At 53.0% G+C, this 17,549-nt stretch carries 18 protein-coding genes; 11 read left to right on the top strand and 7 right to left on the bottom strand.

Features of this window, described 5'->3' with window-relative positions; genetic code table 11:
* Positions 1-74: 74 nt before the first annotated feature.
* The 4 genes from HH1059_RS12975 to HH1059_RS00130 are packed head-to-tail and all read left to right on the top strand — an operon-like array spanning position 75 to position 3,034.
* Positions 75-212 (top strand): hypothetical protein, encoded by a 138-nt coding sequence (locus tag HH1059_RS12975; RefSeq protein ID WP_162549253.1) that lies wholly within the window; start codon positions 75-77, stop codon positions 210-212.
* Entirely contained in the window at positions 209-1,468 is a 1,260-nt protein-coding gene (lysA, locus tag HH1059_RS00140) for a diaminopimelate decarboxylase (RefSeq protein ID WP_096406889.1), read from the top strand. The genes HH1059_RS12975 and lysA overlap by 4 nt, the downstream gene beginning before the upstream one ends.
* A 5-nt stretch (positions 1,469-1,473) precedes the next feature.
* Positions 1,474-2,304, top strand: a complete 831-nt coding sequence (gene dapF / locus HH1059_RS00135; RefSeq protein ID WP_096406886.1) for a diaminopimelate epimerase — start codon at positions 1,474-1,476, stop codon at positions 2,302-2,304.
* A 7-nt stretch (positions 2,305-2,311) separates the two neighbouring features.
* Entirely contained in the window at positions 2,312-3,034 is a 723-nt protein-coding gene (locus HH1059_RS00130) for a DUF484 family protein (RefSeq protein ID WP_096406883.1), read from the top strand.
* Positions 3,035-3,070: 36 nt separating this feature from the next.
* On the opposite strand, the gene xerC is transcribed toward HH1059_RS00130, so the two are convergent.
* Positions 3,071-4,018: a tyrosine recombinase XerC gene (gene xerC, locus HH1059_RS00125; RefSeq protein WP_096410263.1), complete on the bottom strand. Its 948-nt coding sequence runs from the start codon at positions 4,016-4,018 to the stop codon at positions 3,071-3,073.
* A gap of 133 nt (positions 4,019-4,151) precedes the next feature.
* Between xerC and hslV the strand changes: the two genes are divergently transcribed.
* The 4 genes from hslV to ubiB are packed head-to-tail and all read left to right on the top strand — an operon-like array spanning position 4,152 to position 8,558.
* Positions 4,152-4,709, top strand: coding sequence for an ATP-dependent protease subunit HslV (gene hslV, locus HH1059_RS00120; protein WP_096406881.1), 558 nt, complete (start codon positions 4,152-4,154; stop codon positions 4,707-4,709).
* Positions 4,710-4,711: 2 nt separating this feature from the next.
* A complete protein-coding gene (gene hslU / locus HH1059_RS00115; RefSeq protein ID WP_096406878.1) occupies positions 4,712-6,049 on the top strand; it encodes an ATP-dependent protease ATPase subunit HslU in 1,338 nt (445 codons plus the stop codon).
* A gap of 60 nt (positions 6,050-6,109) precedes the next feature.
* Entirely contained in the window at positions 6,110-6,859 is a 750-nt protein-coding gene (gene ubiE, locus HH1059_RS00110; protein WP_096406876.1) for a bifunctional demethylmenaquinone methyltransferase/2-methoxy-6-polyprenyl-1,4-benzoquinol methylase UbiE, read from the top strand.
* Between the two features lie 43 nt (positions 6,860-6,902).
* On the top strand, positions 6,903-8,558 hold the full coding sequence (ubiB, locus tag HH1059_RS00105; RefSeq protein ID WP_096406873.1) for a ubiquinone biosynthesis regulatory protein kinase UbiB: 1,656 nt from the start codon (positions 6,903-6,905) through the stop codon (positions 8,556-8,558).
* A 22-nt stretch (positions 8,559-8,580) separates the two neighbouring features.
* On the opposite strand, the gene HH1059_RS00100 is transcribed toward ubiB, so the two are convergent.
* The 4 genes from HH1059_RS00100 to HH1059_RS00085 form a co-directional block, all read right to left on the bottom strand.
* On the bottom strand, positions 8,581-9,144 hold the full coding sequence (locus tag HH1059_RS00100; protein WP_096406871.1) for a DJ-1 family glyoxalase III: 564 nt from the start codon (positions 9,142-9,144) through the stop codon (positions 8,581-8,583).
* Positions 9,141-9,998 carry a divergent polysaccharide deacetylase family protein gene (locus HH1059_RS00095; RefSeq protein ID WP_231901966.1) on the bottom strand — a complete coding sequence of 286 codons (858 nt, stop codon included), beginning with the start codon at positions 9,996-9,998 and terminating at the stop codon, positions 9,141-9,143. The genes HH1059_RS00100 and HH1059_RS00095 overlap by 4 nt, the downstream gene beginning before the upstream one ends.
* Before the next feature lie 150 nt (positions 9,999-10,148).
* Positions 10,149-11,519, bottom strand: a complete 1,371-nt coding sequence (locus HH1059_RS00090; protein ID WP_096406868.1) for a S41 family peptidase — start codon at positions 11,517-11,519, stop codon at positions 10,149-10,151.
* 45 nt (positions 11,520-11,564) lie between these two features.
* Complete coding sequence (locus HH1059_RS00085; RefSeq protein ID WP_162549252.1) at positions 11,565-12,719, bottom strand: murein hydrolase activator EnvC family protein; 1,155 nt, start codon at positions 12,717-12,719, stop codon at positions 11,565-11,567.
* A 172-nt stretch (positions 12,720-12,891) separates the two neighbouring features.
* Between HH1059_RS00085 and HH1059_RS00080 the strand changes: the two genes are divergently transcribed.
* The 3 genes from HH1059_RS00080 to HH1059_RS00070 are packed head-to-tail and all read left to right on the top strand — an operon-like array spanning position 12,892 to position 14,873.
* Positions 12,892-13,335, top strand: a complete 444-nt coding sequence (locus HH1059_RS00080; protein ID WP_096406862.1) for a rhodanese-like domain-containing protein — start codon at positions 12,892-12,894, stop codon at positions 13,333-13,335.
* Positions 13,336-13,377: 42 nt separating this feature from the next.
* On the top strand, positions 13,378-13,872 hold the full coding sequence (gene secB, locus HH1059_RS00075) for a protein-export chaperone SecB (RefSeq protein WP_096406860.1): 495 nt from the start codon (positions 13,378-13,380) through the stop codon (positions 13,870-13,872).
* Between the two features lie 8 nt (positions 13,873-13,880).
* A complete protein-coding gene (locus HH1059_RS00070; protein ID WP_096406857.1) occupies positions 13,881-14,873 on the top strand; it encodes an NAD(P)H-dependent glycerol-3-phosphate dehydrogenase in 993 nt (330 codons plus the stop codon).
* A 6-nt stretch (positions 14,874-14,879) separates the two neighbouring features.
* Here HH1059_RS00070 and glnG read toward each other — a convergent pair whose 3' ends face one another.
* Positions 14,880-16,385, bottom strand: a complete 1,506-nt coding sequence (glnG, locus tag HH1059_RS00065) for a nitrogen regulation protein NR(I) (RefSeq protein ID WP_096406854.1) — start codon at positions 16,383-16,385, stop codon at positions 14,880-14,882.
* On the bottom strand, positions 16,378-17,457 hold the full coding sequence (gene glnL, locus HH1059_RS00060; RefSeq protein WP_096406852.1) for a nitrogen regulation protein NR(II): 1,080 nt from the start codon (positions 17,455-17,457) through the stop codon (positions 16,378-16,380). Before glnL ends, glnG begins: the two co-directional genes overlap by 8 nt.
* Positions 17,458-17,549 lie beyond the last annotated feature (92 nt).

Here is a 17,549-nt window from a genome sequence, read left to right as displayed (position 1 = left end):
AGAGGCTATAATGGCCCGCATAGAGGTCATAACAGTTTTGAAGCGAGCTGCGCAGCCCTGCAGAGGAGGATAGGGTGGCTGAACTCTGGCTGAGCAAAGTAACCAAGGTAGGCATTTACTCCTGTTTGACTCTACTCTTTCTAGCCCTGATTGGCTGCGGCCAAAAGGCTGAACTCCGCTTACCGGAAGATAACGCCGAGGAGACACAATGACCGTAGCCGACGGCTTTTACCGCAACGAGAACGGCGAACTGCAGGCTGAGTCAGTCTCAATTCAGGATATAGCTAAGCGGTTTGATACGCCCTGCTACATCTATTCTAGGGCCATGTTGCAAGAAAATTTGATGGCCTATAAAGAGGCTTTGGGTAAGCGCGGCTCAATTTGTTACGCAGTCAAAGCCAACGGCAATCTTGCTCTGCTCTCATTACTCGCCAGATTTGGAGCTGGATTTGATATCGTCTCTGGCGGCGAACTTGCTCGCGTATTACGCGCAGGGGGCGAAGCTAGCCGGGTTGTCTTTTCGGGCGTTGGTAAGAGTGCCCAGGAGATCCGACGTGCCTTGCTCGCTGGCATACGGTGCTTCAATGTTGAATCGACAGCTGAACTTGAACGCATTGAGAAAATAGCCAGTGAAAGCCGTACCCGTGCACCAATTGCGCTGCGCATTAACCCCGATATAGACCCTGAGACCCATCCTTATATATCCACAGGGCTCGCCCAAAGTAAGTTTGGCATCCCTTTGGCTGAGGCAGAGGACATCTACAAGCGAGCGGCCCAGAGTCCGAGTTTGGCTGTCAAAGGGGTGGCATTTCACATTGGCTCACAGCTTCTGTCGACACGCCCGTTGCGCGAGGCAGCTGAAAGAGTAGGTGAGTTTGTTGCCCACCTCCAAGATAGCGGTATTAATATCGCCCACATCGATGTCGGCGGTGGCCTTGGTGTCCGTTATGTCGACGAAGAGGCCCCCGATCCGCGCAATCATGTAGCTGCGGTCAGTACGCCGTTAGCCAACCTGGGTGTAGAGCTAATATTTGAGCCAGGCCGGGCCATAGTAGCTGAGGCAGGACTTTTACTAACCCGGGTGGAGTACCTTAAAGAAAACGGGGAGCGCGAGTTCGCGGTAGTTGACGCTGGTATGAATGATTACCTGCGTCCAGCCCTCTACAACGCGGAGCATATCATTGAGCCGATTATCCTGCGTCAGGATGGCCAGCGCAGTATTGACGTAGTTGGCCCCATTTGTGAGTCTGCCGACGTCTTTGCCACAGACTGCCAGCTGGCCGTACAGCCTGGTGATATACTTGCTGTACGCTGCGCTGGGGCTTATGGGTTTGCAATGGCCTCACAGTACAACAGCCGCCCGCGGCCGGCTGAGATATTGGTAGACGGCTCCCATACCCACCTCATCCGCCGCCGTGAAACCTTGGACGACCTGATGCGTGGCGAATCGGTCTTTGTTGGCGACTAGGATAGGTGTCTATGCGCTTTACTAAAATGGAAGCGCTGGGCAACGATTTTGTTGTCCTTAATGCCATGCAACAACCGCTAAAGCTAAGCGCTGAACAGATAAAGCTATTATCCGACCGACGCCGCGGTGTGGGGTGCGACCAGGTTTTGTTAGCTGAAGCCGCGCGTGATGTCGGCGCAGATGTACGCTACCGAATATTCAATGCCGATGGTAGTGAAGTCGAGCATTGTGGTAACGGCGTGCGCTGCTTGGCCCGTTTTTTAGTAAACGAAGGGATTGTTAGCGGTCCCCGGATATATGTAGAGACGGGGCTTGGCATCAATGTGGTTGAGATTGCCCGTGACGGCAAGGTGACCGTGGATATGGGCGCACCTTTACTAAAGCCGGAAATGATACCATTTAGGGCATCTGCTCAGGAGGTTACTTACAACCTTGAGACTACGTCAGGCAGCGTTGACATCAGCGCTGTCTCGATGGGTAATCCACATGCCGTTTTGGTCGTTGATGATATCGCTACAGCCCCTGTGCATGAGCTAGGAACTGTTATTGGGGCACATCCACGATTTCCCAATCGCACCAATGTGGGATTCATGCAAGTCAAAAGCCGTGATAGTGTAATGCTGCGTGTATATGAACGAGGGGTCGGGGAAACGCCGGCATGCGGCACCGGTGCCTGTGCAGCGGTTGTGGCCGGGCGCTTGCGCGGCTTACTTGACAGTACGGTTAATGTAGAGTTGCCAGGTGGACAACTTGAGATTGGGTGGCGCGCGGACAGTGAACCGGTCATGATGACCGGGCCGGCGCGCGCGGTTTTTCACGGCGAGATAAACATATAGGTTAGGCGTGAGCCAAAGCGCACCGGAACAACAATCAAAAGCGGTATACGAGACGGATGTAGCGGAGTACTTAGCAGAGCATCCAGACTTTTTTGCTCGGCATCCACAAATCCTTAATCAACTTGATCTGCGTCATGAGTGTGGCGACGCTATATCACTCATCGAGTACCAGGTAAAGGTTCTGCGCGAACAGAATCAATCTTTGAATCAACGCTTGCATGAACTACTCAACGTTGCACGTCATAACGATGGGACAGCCGAGCGCCTCCACGAGTTGACTATAGAGCTTATTCGAGCGGAGGACTTGCAAAGCGCGGTTGCTAGTCTGCGCTCTGGGCTGCAAGAGGGCTTTCAGGCAGATGCGGTGGGGATAGTCCTTGTCCTGTCTGCGGCGGAAGAAGAACGCACCGATTCCATAGCAGAGGTGGTAGCCGCAGACAGCAGTGAGCTAGAGGCTGTACAAGAGATTTTTGATAGTCAAAAACCGCTCTGTGGCGCTATTAGCACGGCTCAACAGCAAGTCCTCTTTCCTACAACTGAGAGACAATTAGCAAGCGCAGCCGTTGTTCCTTTAGTAACTGACACTAGGACCTTAGGCCTGCTCGGAATCGGAAGCAGCGATCCTGAGCGCTACCATGCTGGGCAAGGGACGGTCTTTCTGCGTCGACTAGGCACGGTAGCGGCCGTAACCTTACAGCGTTTGTTGACCAATACGGAGCTGAATGAATAAAAAGGCTAAACGTATAGCCTAGAGTTATAGCGTGGTTTATGAATCGTTCTCGCCCCCTTTGCGGGCTCGCGGGTGAGCATTATCGTAGACCTGCGCTAGGTGTTGGAAATCGAGATGGGTGTAGATTTGGGTAGTCGAGAGGTTCGCATGTCCCAGCAACTCTTGAACAGCCCGCAGATCACCACTTGATTCGAGTAGATGCGTGGCAAACGAGTGACGTAGCATGTGAGGATGGACCCGGCGCTGTACTCCATTCATAGCTGCTAGTTGGTTTAACCTCTTTTGCACATTCCGCGCCCCCAACCGCCTACCGTGACGACCTACGAACATCGCGCGCTCATCAGCCGCTGCCATTAATGATCGCGCCGGTAGCCAAGCCTTGAGTGCTCTTATAGCCAAGTTACCTACTGGAACTATGCGTTCCTTGGCACCCTTACCGGAGACCTTGACGGCACCTTCTGCTATATCTACGTCGACGGTGTTAAGACTAACTACTTCGTTTAGCCGTAGTCCGCTCGAATAGATTAGCTCATAGATGGCTCGATCACGCATGAGCAGTGGCTCATCATCTGCATCACGATTAGTCGTCGTGGTTTTTACTCCACCATCCAGAAGCGCCGCGACCTCATCTGGATCCAGGGTATTGGGCAGTCTTTTGTTGGCTCTAGGTGCCTGTATATCTTGGGCAGGGTCGCTGTTAAGAACACCCTCTCTGATCAGGAAGCGGAAGAACGAGCGAAGTGCGGCCAAGCGCCGAGCAAGGCTTGCAGAACCCAAACCCTGACGGCGCCCTTGGGCTATAAACGTTCTTACTAGCGCGTCGCTCACGCTACTCCAAGAAGCGACCTCGCGCTCGGCACAAAACTTCATGAACGCCTTAAGGTCTCTTTGGTAATTTTTTTGAGTCAGCTCTGCCAGTCGCCTCTCAGTAGCTAGGTGAGTTTCAAAGCGGGTCAGCCAATCTTCTTCCAATAAACAACTCATCTTATAGATTACCCATATCAACAGCGGATCTCTCAATGGTGCTACAGAGATAACACCATCCCCCTCCCCTTCTGTACAATATGCCCCACAAAGATCGAAGTCCAGATAATCCCGAGCTTCACGGAGAGCTGTGTTGGAACAACTACATGGAACCACAATATTGGCTGTGCACCGCAACGGTCGTGTTGCCCTAGGCGGGGACGGTCAAGTTACTTTGGGCAGCACAGTCCTTAAGGGCAATGCGCGTAAAGTAAGGCGGCTATACCACGGGCGGGTGATTGCCGGATTTGCCGGTGCGACTGCGGATGCGTTTACATTATTCGAACGATTCGAGGGTCAGTTAGAAAAGCACCACGGCCAGTTGGCTCGCTCGGCCGTTGAACTAGCTAAGGAGTGGCGGTCTGACCGTGCTCTGCGCCGTCTAGAAGCGCTGCTGATAGTCGCCAATACCGATACAATCCTTACCCTATCCGGCACTGGCGATGTCATCGAGCCCGAGAATTCGCTTATGGCGGTTGGCTCTGGTGGGCCTTACGCTCAAGCAGCTGCAACTGCTCTCATGCAATCGACAGAGCTATCTGCCGAACAGATTACCAAACGTTCGCTGGAGATTGCTGGTGATATATGTGTCTACACTAATCGCCACATTACTATCGAAACATTGCCCGATGAGGCACCTGAGGAGCCGTGAGCATGACAGAAGCCACGATGACACCGCGCGAAATCGTCCAGGAACTCGATAAGCATATTGTAGGCCAAGCTGAGGCCAAGCGTGCAGTGGCAATCGCGTTGCGCAATCGCTGGCGGCGGATGCAGGTCGAGGAGCCGTTGCGCAGCGAGATCACGCCCAAGAATATTCTCATGATCGGTCCTACCGGGGTGGGTAAGACTGAGATCGCCCGTCGCTTAGCCAAACTGGCTCGGGCGCCTTTTATCAAGATAGAGGCGACTAAGTTCACCGAGGTAGGGTACGTCGGTCGCGACGTCGAATCGATCATCCGCGATCTGACCGATCAAGCCCTTAAGTTGGTCCGTGAAGAGGCCATCCAGGAGAAGCAGCAGCAAGCCGAATATGCTGCTGAGGAGCGCCTCCTCGATGCCCTCTTGCCACGACCGAGCAGCTCCGACAGTACCCAAGATCGCTCCGAGAGCGCGACGCGGGAAAAGTTCCGACAGAAGATCCGCAAAGGCGAACTCGATGACAAAGAGATAGAGGTCGAGGTACAGGCTGGCGGCCCAGGTGTGGAGATCATGGCTCCACCAGGCATGGAGGAGATGTCGAATCAGCTCCAGGGGCTATTTCGGAATATGGGCCAAGAGCGTATGCAGCGGCGCAAACTGCCCTTGCGAGAGGCGCATCGCGTTCTCCGCGATGAAGAGGCTGCTAAGATGGTCAACGAGGAGGAGGTCAAAGCCGAGGCTGTTAAGCGCGTTGAAGAGCAGGGCATTGTCTTCCTTGACGAAATCGACAAAGTGACCAAAAGAGCTGAGCAAAGCGGCAGCGGAGGAGATGTTTCTCGAGAGGGAGTGCAGCGTGATTTGCTTCCCCTAGTCGAGGGGGCAACCGTGTCCACTAAGCACGGCATGGTACGTACCGATCATATCTTGTTCATTGCATCTGGCGCTTTCCATGTTGCTAAACCATCAGATCTCATTCCCGAGCTCCAGGGCCGACTGCCCATCCGTGTTGAGCTTGATGCCCTTGGCGCAGAGGAGTTTGTCCGTATATTGACCGAACCAGACAGTTCGTTGGTCGCACAGTACAAGGCCCTGATGTCTGCCGAAAATCTTACTTTGGAGATCACTGACGATGGTGTCCAGCGCATCGCTGAGATTGCCCGCCAAGTAAACGAGAGCACAGAAAATATCGGCGCACGGCGGCTACACACCGTAATGGAAAGGCTGCTTGAGCAGCTCTCTTTTGAAGCAGCTGATTTAGGTGGGCAGAACCGTACGGTTGATGCTGAATATGTTGATCAGAACCTTTCGGGCCTAGCCTCTGATGAGGATCTGAGCAGGTACATTCTTTAGCGCAGAGCTCATTCGGGGGCCATGCGCTGATCAGGCCTCAAGATAGGGAAGGAAAGAAGATTGAACGAAGATAAGACCACTCACTTTGGGTACCAAGAAGTACCGGTTGCTGAGAAAGCGCGTCACGTCGGTTCGGTATTCGACTCGGTGGCAGATCGTTATGATTTAATGAACGATCTAATGTCTGCCGGGATGCACCGGTTGTGGAAACGCCGGGCGATAGCCCAAGCCATGCTAAGCAAGGGTCAGGATGTGCTCGATTTAGCTGGCGGAACGGGCGATTTAGCTCGGCTAGCGCTTGATAAGGTGGGTGATGATGGCCATGTTGTCCTCAGCGACATTAACGCTGCAATGCTCCAGCGAGGACGCGATCGGTTTATAAATGAGGGCATTGATTCACAAGCTTCCTATGTGCGCTGTGATGCCGAGTTCCTGCCCTTTCCCGATGGCTCTTTTGATCGGGTAACTATAGGCTTTGGCCTGCGTAACGTCACAAATAAAGATCGAGCCTTGGCCGAAATGCGACGTGTACTGCGCCCTGGGGGCAGGGCGATAATCCTTGAGTTCTCTCATGTTCAGGTTGCTGCATTGCGGCCTTTTTATGACCTTTATTCATTTCGGGTCATGCCCATAATGGGTAAATTAATTGTTGATGATCCAGACAGTTATCGTTATCTAGCCGAGTCAATTCGGGTCCACCCAGATGCTCAGACACTATCGAACATGATGGAAAATGCCGGCTTTGAGGACTGCGGCTATAACTTGTTGACTGCGGGAGTAGTAGCTATTCACCATGGGTGGGTATATTGATCTTCGGTTTAGCTCAGGCTCCAAGCGCTAAGAATCTTTTGCGATGATCGGTCCGGGGCAATTTTTCCGGCTGACCCGAATCCAGCTCGCTATGCTCCGGAACGGGGTTGATGAGGTGGTACTTGCCACCCCGATTTTTCGGCCTCTGCGTTTTCTCGGTATCTTCATGCCGTGGCGCTGGGTGCGTAGCTCATCTGTCCCCCGGGGTGTTAGGCTGCGCCGTGCCCTTGAAGAGCTCGGGCCCATCTTTGTCAAGCTTGGCCAGATTCTCTCCACGCGACGCGATTTTCTCCCCGCTGATGTCGCCGAAGAACTCGCCATGCTGCAAAACAAGGTCCCGCCATTCCCTTATGAGGATGCGCGGCGAATTGTTGAGCGCAGTCTTGGCGAGCCCGTTAGCGCCGCCTTTGGCGAATTCAATAATGTACCGATAGCCTCTGCTTCCATTGCACAAGTCCATGGAGCTAAGCTGCATGACGGTACCGAAGTAGTGGTTAAGATAGTTCGGCCGGGAATTCGGAACGTAATCCATCACGATATCGAGTTACTCTATACCGCTGCCCGCTTGGCTGAACGCTATGTCCCCGATGCCAGGCGTCTGCATCCAGTTGAGGTGATAGCTGAGCTGGAAAAAAACCTCAATGATGAACTAGATCTGATGCGCGAGGCCGCCAACGCCTCCCAGCTGCGCCGCAACTTCGAGGATTCTAACCTGCTCTATGTGCCGGCTATCTTTTGGCGGTATACCAGCCGCGATGTACTCGTCATGGAGCGTATTGAGGGTATCCCGGTCAGTGATATAGAGACCCTGCGAGCCCATGGCACCAACCTTAAGTTGCTAGCCGAACGCGGCACGGAAATATTCTTTACCCAAGTCTTTCGGCACAGTTTCTTTCATGCCGACATGCACCCAGGGAATGTCTTTGTAGATCCAAATCGCCCTGACGACCCACGCTATATAGCGATCGATTTCGGTATTATGGGTTCGCTCTCACCAGTTGATCATCACTACCTAGCCGGTAATTTTATGGCTTTTTTCAACCGCGACTACCGCCGCGTTGCAGAGCTGCACGTCGAGTCCGGCTGGGTACCTGAGAACACCCGGGTAGATGAGCTAGAAGCAGCTATTCGCACCGTCTGTGAGCCTATATTTGAGCGTCCGCTGCACGAGATATCCTTTGCGCAGTTACTCATCAGACTCTTTCAAACCGGGCGGCGCTTCGATATGCAGGTCCAGCCTCAGTTGGTGCTGTTGCAGAAGACACTCCTTAATGTTGAGGGGCTTGGCCGCAGTCTATATCCCGACCTGGATTTGTGGGTAACAGCTAAGCCTTTCCTACAGCGCTGGATGCGTGATGAACTTGGCCCGCATGCGGTTATGCGCAAGATGCGCCGGCAGTTCCCAGAGTGGGGCGAGAAATTGCCGGAATTACCCAATCGACTCGATCGCGGACTCAATGATTTGCAAACAGTGCGTACTGAGATGCAGCGCCAAAGTCAAGAGATGGCTAACCTGCGTAACGATCTGCGGCGGAGTAATCGGCGCATGTATGCGGTTATTGCTGGTAGCGCGCTAATAATTGCCGCGCTTCTTGCCTATCAAGGGGGGGCAACCGACTCACTAGCTGAGGTCCCGCTAGCTGCATGGCTGCTCGGCTCTGCCGGGCTGATCGGCTTGGGGTATGCGCTGCGCCGCTAGGTAAAGGGCAACCCCAATCATCTTAATACTTACGATGATCTGCAGGCCTTTTTAGTGACTCTTCGACCTCCGCTGCTTTGGCCTCACCGGCTAATTTTTCTATTATCTGTAGCGCAAAGTCTATAGCAGTTCCGGGGCCGCGGGAGGTGATCAAATTGCCGTCGACCATCACTGGCTCATCGACCGGCTCAACCCCCTTTGATTCAAGTTGGGTTGGAAATGCAGTAGCACGTCGATTGTTAAGAATGTCGGCCTCAACGAGTATCCGTGGTGCAGCACAAATGGCAGCAATCCAGCGCCCAGCCTCATTTTGGCTTTTCAGCAGGCCAATTACCCGTGTATCGGACTCTAGTTTCTCTGTGCCTGCTAGTCCACCAGGCAGGATAACAATATCGAAGTTCTGCTCAGCAATAGCGTCAAAAGCGACGTCCGGTTGGAGTACAACCCCTCTGCTAGCCTTTACCAGACCACTATCTAGGCCAGCTACTGTGATATTTATCCCGGCGCGTCGCAACAAATCAACGACTGTTACCGCCTCAAGTTCTTCGCTACCCTCGGCTAATAGCAGCAAGGCTTGCGTGCTCATGGGTGCATCTCCTCTACCGGGTCACCGGCCGGTTTATCGACTAAGACACTAGGTGGGACCAATTTGATTCCCTTACCCCTTAGTTTTGGCAAATACTCTTCTAGTAAGTCAAGGGTCTCTGGATAGGGGTGGCCAATCGCTATCGCGCCGTCTTCGCTATGCGCAGTAGCTATAAAGTCTTTTATCTGCTTCTCAATAATCTCCTCATCACGCTGTGGATCGATGAAGATCACCCGCGCGCTGTTCTTCAACCCATATTCCTTGGCTAACTCTTGCGCTACCGAGCGTGCTGAGGTTCGGCTGTCGATGAAATAGAGATCTCCGGCTCTTTTGAGTTCCTCCATAACCCACTGCATATGTCCCGGATGGCGGGTAATAAGGCTGCCCATGTGGTTGTTGACGCCGCGGGCGTGAGGGACATCTGCTAGCGCTGCACGCATCGCTCGGCGAACATCGTGCTCATCCATATCCAGATATATCGCCCCAGGCCCAGGATCGGTTCTGTTCTTCGCTTCCATAGGCATATGTAGCATCACCTCACGGCCCTGTTCATGGGCCAACTCAGCAAGCTCTGTACCGAAAGGCGTATGCGGAAGCACCGAAATGGCTACATTAGCCGGTAGGTTAATAGCTCGTATTCCTGGTTGGCGTAGATCACCGATATCATCAATAATGAGCGCGGCCAATCTATATTCACCGTTCTCTACCTCATCGGAGCTAACAGTAGACTCCTCTAGCTCCGCCCTTGCGGCGCTTAAACCAGCCACTAGCAGCAGCAGCATAAAAAGTTTCCACGGCAGTTTATTGCTAGCTGCGAACTCAGTCTCCCTAATAGCGTTCTGGTTATTTGTCATGCTTTTGCTTATAGCGCAGTATCTTGTAGCCATAATGAGCGATTATTGTCCAGTTGGAACCATCCAAAAGCTCCCCCCGGGCCACTCAACTACCCCGGTGTGGAGGTCTTGGCGCCAGGGGATGGCGCCATGAAGCCTCCAGGGATGGATTCACGGGGTCCTCCCCACCGGGGTAGTTGAGTGGCCCGGGGGGAGCTTTTGGGAGTTTTTAGTTACGATATTTAAACCGCGTAGAAGGTTGAGCGCCTCGTACAGGACATAATCGTCACGCGCAAGATCGCGCAGCTTATCTTCTTCGGCTGATCGATCGTCTGTCTCTGCTTCAGGCATAAGCCCTTCAAGCTCTGCCTCTTTGCTACGCTCCGCTTGTTTTGCCTCGGCCAGGCGCAGGTCTTCGACCTCGATATCAGGCACAACACCTTTTTTATCGATCGATTGACCTGTGGGGGTGTAGTAGCGGGCGGTAGTAAGCTTCATTGCTGGCCCACCTAGAAGGGGCACTACACTTTGCACAGATCCTTTACCGAAGCTTGTTTGTCCCATGATGATCGCCCTATCGCGATCCTGTAATGAACCTGCGACTATCTCTGAGCCTGAGGCAGAACCTCGATTAATCAGAACTACCAATGGTGTCCCATCGATGCGGTCTTGATCGCTAGCATCAAAATCGACACGCGAATCCTTAGCCCTGCCTTCAGTGTAAACTATCTGGCCACCTTCTAAGAATGCATCACTGACAGATATCGCCGCATTAAGAACCCCACCGGGGTTATTACGCAGATCCAGGATCATCCCCTTGAGGCCTTTGTCCTCATTTTCTTCGATTAAATCATCCAATGCCTTGTGCAGATCTGCAGCAGTTCTTTCCTGGAACTGACTTATGCGTACGTAGGCGTAACCTGGAGTAAGCGTCTTGGAGCGCACGCTCTGGATCTTGATTATGTCTCTCTCTAGCTCAAATGAGAGCGGTTCGGCAGCACCTTCGCGGACGATCGTCAGACTCACCTTCGTCCCCGGCTCACCCCGGAGTTTATTGACTATACGGTTTATCCCAATACCGCGGACCGATTCGCCGTTAACCCTAGTTATAATATCCCCTGTTTTGAGCCCAGCTTTGCTAGCCGGCGTCTCGTCGATCGGGGCGACAACTTGAACAAATCCATTATCGCTGCTCAGTTCCAGCCCTATGCCACCGAATTCACCGCGCGTGCCTTCGCGCAGTTTTTCCAATTCCTCATCGTCTAGATAACTGGTATGGGCATCTAGCTCATTTAGCATTCCACGGATAGCCGCCTTGAAGAGTTTTTCATCTTCTATTTCATCGACATAATCCCGCTTGATACGCCCGTATACCTCAGTAAGCAGCTCCAGCTCAGCCATGGGGAGCTTCTCAGATGTCTCGAAAAGCTCCTGTGAATTATCTTCTGCCTGAGCTGTTCCCAAGCCGTTTAAGCTGAAGCAGCCGCTTAAAAAAGCAGTCGCGATGATTAGGGCGAGCCAGCTGGAACGCAGCTTATGCATTGTAGCTCCTTAGGGTTATGAACTATTCAATCTGCTAATGACCCACTAGCGTAACCATGTTATCGGATTCTGCGGCTCATCCCCACGGCGTATCTCGAAATAGAGGCCAGGGGCTTGCCGAGCTCCGCTGCTGCCTACAGTCGCGATGCGATCACCTGCATTGATCCAATCGCCTAATTCAACGTAGAGAGCTTCATTATGGCCATAAAGAGTCATAAATCCTTCGCCATGGTCAATAATGACTAGCAATCCGAGACCACGCAACCAATCACTGAAAACAACCCGGCCCGGACCGACGGCAACTACCTCAGACTCGCGAGAAGCGCTAATTATAATTCCGGTGCGCTCCAATCCACCGCCACGCGATTCGCCGAATTCGGCCTCGACATCACCCTCCACTGGCCACGGGAGACTGCCTCGAGCCTCAGCTAAATTGTCTATGTCTAAATCTTCGGGAATGTCTTCCAAACGTTGGCGTAGCTCTTCAAGCAGCGACTCCTGTTCAGCTACGTCGGCCTCAAGTTGTTGAGCTGAGCGTCCCCGTTCGGCAATCCTTTGCTCAAGTTCCTGGCGATAGCGATCGCGCTGAGCGCGCTTCTCGCGCAGATTATCACGCTCATCAGTTACGCTCTCTTCGAGAGCTAGCAGCTCACTTCTTTCCGCGTTTAGTTCACGGCGCATATCGATAAGGCTGCTTATCTGCTCGAGCAGATCTTCGATGCGCTCGGTACGAGCCTCGTGGAAGTAGTCATAGTAGGCCAGCAGGCGTTGCGCGGTTCCTGGATCAGTCTCATTTAGTAGCATTTTCAACTGCGCATCTTCGCCAGCTGCATATGCGGCTACTATCTGTTCACGTAGTGCCTGGCGCTGCTCGCTGAGCCTTTCTTGCTCTTGCCGATAATCTTGTTCAAGCTCTTCTATACTCTCTCGCAGCGATGCACGTTGGCGACGTAACTGCTGGAGGCGCTCAACACTCTGATTGACCTTGCGGTCAAGACGCTGCAACTGTTCATCAACTTCATCACGCTCTGCCCGGTCCTCAGCTAATTGCTGTTCGACCTCCTCGAGCTGTTGCCGCAATTGCTCAAGATGCTCACGCTCGCTATCGTACTCAGCGCCATGGCCGGGCGCTGCTAATGCGAGCAGAAATGCCATCAGAGGTATTGGGCGTATCGTGCAAGAGTATGCTTTTGTCCACATTCTGCGCGGCATTTGCTCCTACTTAATAGTCGTAGCTGCAATCGAGCCTGCAGCAAGGCAAACCTGCTGGTATCATGCCCTATGTTCAAGTAGCTGAGCCAGCCCGTAACCTTTCAATGTTAGAATTGAGCTATACACAGATACTTTGTTGAGGATGAGGCACCGCTAACCTATGGAAGAGTTTATCGATTTCGCACTGACCAATTGGGGTATGACCTTCGCCTTCCTACTTATCCTCATCTACTGGATAGGTGGCGAGCTGTTCCACTGGTACAGTGGCGTTAAACCTATCGACGCCGAACAAGCCACTCGCCTTTATAACCGCGAATCGGCTCAGTTTATCGATATACGTGCCCGCCGCGAATACGATAAAGGACACTTGCCCCAGGCCTTTCACATGCCCGAGGCGGAGATTGAGCAATTGCTGACCAGACTCCGCAAGCAGGTCGCCGAAGACTCACCCCTTATTGTATATGACGAGAGCGGCAAAGAGGCCGCAAAAATGGGCAGGAAGCTTCGCAAGAAGGGGTTCACTAAAATTTATCGCCTTAAACGCGGTCTCAACGCCTGGGTTAATGCCGGGTATCCACTTGAAGATGTCAAATCCAAGGGCTAAGCATCATTTCAAACTCTCAAGACTCGTCAGGGATTATCAAAAATGGCTGAAGATAATACTAACGGTAACGGCAAGGATTCCTCCGCAACAGCAGCAGGTGGCCAGGATGCCCAGCAACAAAGATTTCAGATAGCTAAAGTCTATCTAAGCGATGTCTCTTTTGAGGCTCCCAACACACCTGAGGCCTTTCGGTCTGAGTGGAAGCCGCAGGTCGATGTAGAACTCGGTTCTAGAGCCAAAAACTTAGATGAGAATACCTACGATGTCCTCCTAACTGTCACCGTTACAGCTAAGAACAATGAGCAAACGGCCTATCTATGTGAGGTTAAGCAGGGTGGAGTATTTCGCCTGGAGGGGTTTACGAACCAGGAACTTGATCGCGTTCTGGGCGCGTTCTGCCCGGGGCAACTTTTTCCTTTTGCCCGTGAGGCAATAAATGATCTTGTAGTTAAAGGCGGTTTCCCTCAACTGTTACTGGCTCCGGTAAATTTCGAAGCGCTTTACCAACAACAACGTCAGCAAGCCACCCAACAGTAGGGGCTACCTTGGTAGATAGAATAGCTGTACTCGGCGCTGGAGCGTGGGGCAGTGCTCTAGCGAAGGTCTTAGGAGACAATCAACACGAGGTCAGGCTCTGGGCGCGCGATGCCGATCATGTCCAAGCGATGGTCATCGATCGTGAGAATCGGCGTCACCTGCCTGGATGTCCTCTGCCTGACACCATTGAGCCAACCGCTGATTTCGCTGCTGCCATTACGGGCAGCGACTGGATCCTTGTTGCTACCCCCAGTGTAGCCTTTCGCGCTACTATACGCCGGCTAGCACCTTTCAGGCCGCAGCGTGTAGCATGGGCTACGAAGGGGCTAGATGCCGATTCGGGCGGGTTTTTGCACGGCATCGTTGAACAGGAGATAACCCCCGAGCCCCAAATCGCTGTGCTCTCCGGTCCAACATTTGCTGCTGAGGTAGGGCAAGGTCTACCAGCTGCCATGACCGTAGCAGCGAGCAGTGATGATTTTGCTGCGCAGATGGTTGATGCGTTTCACTGCGAGCGTTTTCGCCTATACACCAACCCCGATATGGTCGGCGTCGAGCTCGGCGGTGCGGTTAAGAATGTCTTAGCCGTAGCAACTGGAGTCAGTGATGGTATGGGCCTCGGAGCTAACGCCCGGGCTGCCTTGGTGACCCGCGGAATGGCTGAAATCACTCGGCTAGGCGCGGCCTTAGGTGCTGATCCGCGCACCCTAATCGGCCTTGCCGGTCTCGGTGATTTGTTGTTGACCTGTACCGATGATCAGTCCCGCAATCGTCGTTTCGGGCTGGCGCTCGGCCGAGGAGCGGCTATTGATGAAGCCCTTGAGGTAGTAGGTAGTACTGTTGAGGGGGCACGCACTGCCGCTGAACTCTACTCCTTAGCAGCGCGCTATGCTATAGAAATGCCCATCTGTTCATGTGTTTATCGTCTGGTTAGTGGGGCCATAGACCCTGCACGTGCAGTAACTGAACTTATGGAGAGGACGCCTAAGGCTGAGGTATAAGGGTATCTAATTTTCTCCTATGTTTAGCTCTTTTATCTTGCGCGTCAAAGTGTTGCGTCCCCAACCTAGTAGTCGGGCCGCCTCTTGGCGATGGCCTTGAGTATAGGCTAATGCCGCGTTGATTAGAGTCCTTTCCAATTTAGGTAAGGCGTCATCGAGTATATGGTGATTGCCGTTCGCTAGGGTTTTTTCAGCCCATAAGGCTAGTGGTCGCGTCCAGTCATCGCTATTGGTGGTGAGTTCGTCATTGCCTGCATAGTCATCTGGCTCAGATTTATGACTGGCGTGGTTGGCAGCATCTAGTTGCTGAGACGATTCTTGTTCGGCATGTTGGCAACTATTGCGGCCGGAGTCGCGCAGTTGCGCAGGAAGATCTTCAGGGACTACTTCCTGACCGCTCGCCATAACTGTCAACCACCGGCAAGTATTCTCAAGCTGCCTGACGTTACCTGGCCAATCCAGCTCCATAAGCATTTTCTCAACAACTGGATTGAGCACCTTCGGCTCAACATTTAGCTCTTGGGCTGCAGTTGCTAAGAAGTGTTTGGCTAACAGCGGGATATCTTCACGGCGTTGGCGCAAGGCAGGGAGTTGGATACGGATAACGTTGAGCCGATGGTATAGATCTTCCCGGAACAATCCGGCAGCGACACGTTTATCCATATCTTGATGGGTCGCAGCTATTATGCGCACATCTACCTGCATAGCCGTATGCGAGCCGACCCGATAAAACTGTCCATCAGCCAGCACTCGTAGCAGCCGAGTCTGCAGATCGGCTGGCATATCTCCGATCTCGTCTAGGAATAACGTGCCACCATCAGCTTGTTCAAAACGACCTCGACGGGTTTGCTGTGCACCGGTAAAAGCGCCCTTCTCGTGGCCAAACAGTTCGGATTCCATCAGATCGTGCGGTATGGCAGCCATGTTTAGGGCTACAAATGGACCGCTAGAGCGTGGGCTGTGTCGGTGCAGTGCCCTAGCAACCAGCTCCTTGCCAGTGCCCGATTCACCGTTTATCAGTACAGTCACACTGGAGCGCGACAACCGACCAATGGCCCGAAAGACCTCCTGCATCGCCGTAGCCTCACCGAGTATCTCGGTTGTGGCTTCTGGCTGCTCAGCTCGGTGCTGACTGGGTTGACGGCTAGCTACGGCGCGGTGGATCAGATCAACTGCTTCACCAACATCAAATGGCTTGGGTAAATACTCGAAGGCGCCGCCCTCATAAGAGCTAACCGCGGCATCAAGGTCAGAGTAGGCGGTGATTACTATAACCGGTAACTCGGGACACTGGGCACGAGTCCGCGCTAGCAATTCATGTCCATCGGTTCCCGGCATGCGGATATCAGTTATCAGTGCTGCCGGCAGTTCATGTTGCAGGCCTTCCAGGGCATGGTCGGCGTTGTCAAAGCACCTAACTCGATAACCTGCGCGCTGTAGGGCTTTTTCCAATACCCAGCGTATGGACCGGTCATCATCGATGACCCAAACACTGCCTAGATCATCATTCATGATCAGTCTCCATCGGTAACCATATAGTGAATACGGTGCACCCCGGTTCGCTGGTGAACTCTATAAGTCCACCCATCCGGCTTACCAGATTCTGCGCGATAGGCAGGCCTAGACCGCTTCCCTCTGCCCTGCTGGTGACCATGGGGAAGAAGATCTGCTCTTGTTGTTCAACCGGTATACCGGGCCCATCGTCCTCTACATCTATACGCGCAACCAATCTATGGACCTTGTCGGCGATAGTCATTTGGCGCTGAGTCCGGGTTCGCAGGATTATATTGCCCTGGGGACCCGCTGATTGCCGGGCATTGCGAACCAGGTTGAGTAGGGCCTGGATGAGATGGTCCCGCTCAACATACAGTAGGGGAATACTCGGATCGTAATCACGTACTATAGGTACTGGAGACATAACGACCCCTGCTTCACCCTCAATTCCTTCAGCATCGACTAGGGCACGAACCCTTTCAAGCACCTCATGGACATTGACAATCTCAGGTGAGGTTGGATTTTTGGGGCCAAGCAGGGTGTCAACTAAATTCTTGAGCCGATCGGCCTCACTGATTATTACCTGGGTATACTCGCGAAGTTCGTTATCACTTAGTTCTGCCTCTAGCAGCTGAGCTGCTCCCCGCAAACCACCTAGAGGGTTTTTAACCTCGTGAGCCAGACCACGGAGTAGCTCAGCAATGGCCCTATTCTGTACAACCAGGTTATGTTCTTTGGTGATGCGGGTATGGCGATCAACCTCTGCGATCTCAATCAGCACCCGCTCACCTTCAAGAGGAGTAACCGTGCAATCTATTGTCACCATGCGCTGATCGCTGATGTTTACGCGGCGCTCACGCTGTGTATAGCTCCCCCCGGAAGTGCAGGCAGTATTTATCAATTCGCTGAATATATCTGTCGCGCGAATGGCCTGTTCTAATTCTTGACCATGAACTTGACGTGCGCTAACGCGAAATAGCTCTTCAGCGGCGTGGTTTAGAGATAATATGCGATGCTCTGCATCGACCACCATTATGGCGGTTGTCAGCTCATCGAGTATCAGCCTAGATGGGTGGATGTTCGGGGTCATGTACGATCATTTGCAAGTTATAGGCCAGGTCGATACTCATGAGCCCCGCAGACTATCACTGAATAACAGCAGCCAATGGAGGAGGAGGAGCT

The organism is Halorhodospira halochloris (assembly GCF_002356555.2).
Taxonomy (GTDB): domain Bacteria; phylum Pseudomonadota; class Gammaproteobacteria; order Nitrococcales; family Halorhodospiraceae; genus Halorhodospira; species Halorhodospira halochloris.
This window is presented reverse-complemented; position numbering and strand designations above follow the sequence as displayed.

Coding starts and splice junctions, on each gene's coding strand:
- lysA (WP_096406889.1), top strand. CDS start 209: ATGACCGTAGCCGACGGCTTTTACCGCAACGAGAACGGCGAACTGCAG.
- xerC (WP_096410263.1), bottom strand. CDS start 4,018: ATGAGTTGTTTATTGGAAGAAGATTGGCTGACCCGCTTTGAAACTCAC.
- hslU (WP_096406878.1), top strand. CDS start 4,712: ATGACAGAAGCCACGATGACACCGCGCGAAATCGTCCAGGAACTCGAT.
- ubiB (WP_096406873.1), top strand. CDS start 6,903: ATGATCGGTCCGGGGCAATTTTTCCGGCTGACCCGAATCCAGCTCGCT.
- HH1059_RS00100 (WP_096406871.1), bottom strand. CDS start 9,144: ATGAGCACGCAAGCCTTGCTGCTATTAGCCGAGGGTAGCGAAGAACTT.
- HH1059_RS00095 (WP_231901966.1), bottom strand. CDS start 9,998: ATGACAAATAACCAGAACGCTATTAGGGAGACTGAGTTCGCAGCTAGC.
- HH1059_RS00090 (WP_096406868.1), bottom strand. CDS start 11,519: ATGCATAAGCTGCGTTCCAGCTGGCTCGCCCTAATCATCGCGACTGCT.
- HH1059_RS00085 (WP_162549252.1), bottom strand. CDS start 12,719: ATGTGGACAAAAGCATACTCTTGCACGATACGCCCAATACCTCTGATG.
- HH1059_RS00080 (WP_096406862.1), top strand. CDS start 12,892: ATGGAAGAGTTTATCGATTTCGCACTGACCAATTGGGGTATGACCTTC.
- secB (WP_096406860.1), top strand. CDS start 13,378: ATGGCTGAAGATAATACTAACGGTAACGGCAAGGATTCCTCCGCAACA.
- glnG (WP_096406854.1), bottom strand. CDS start 16,385: ATGAATGATGATCTAGGCAGTGTTTGGGTCATCGATGATGACCGGTCC.
- glnL (WP_096406852.1), bottom strand. CDS start 17,457: ATGACCCCGAACATCCACCCATCTAGGCTGATACTCGATGAGCTGACA.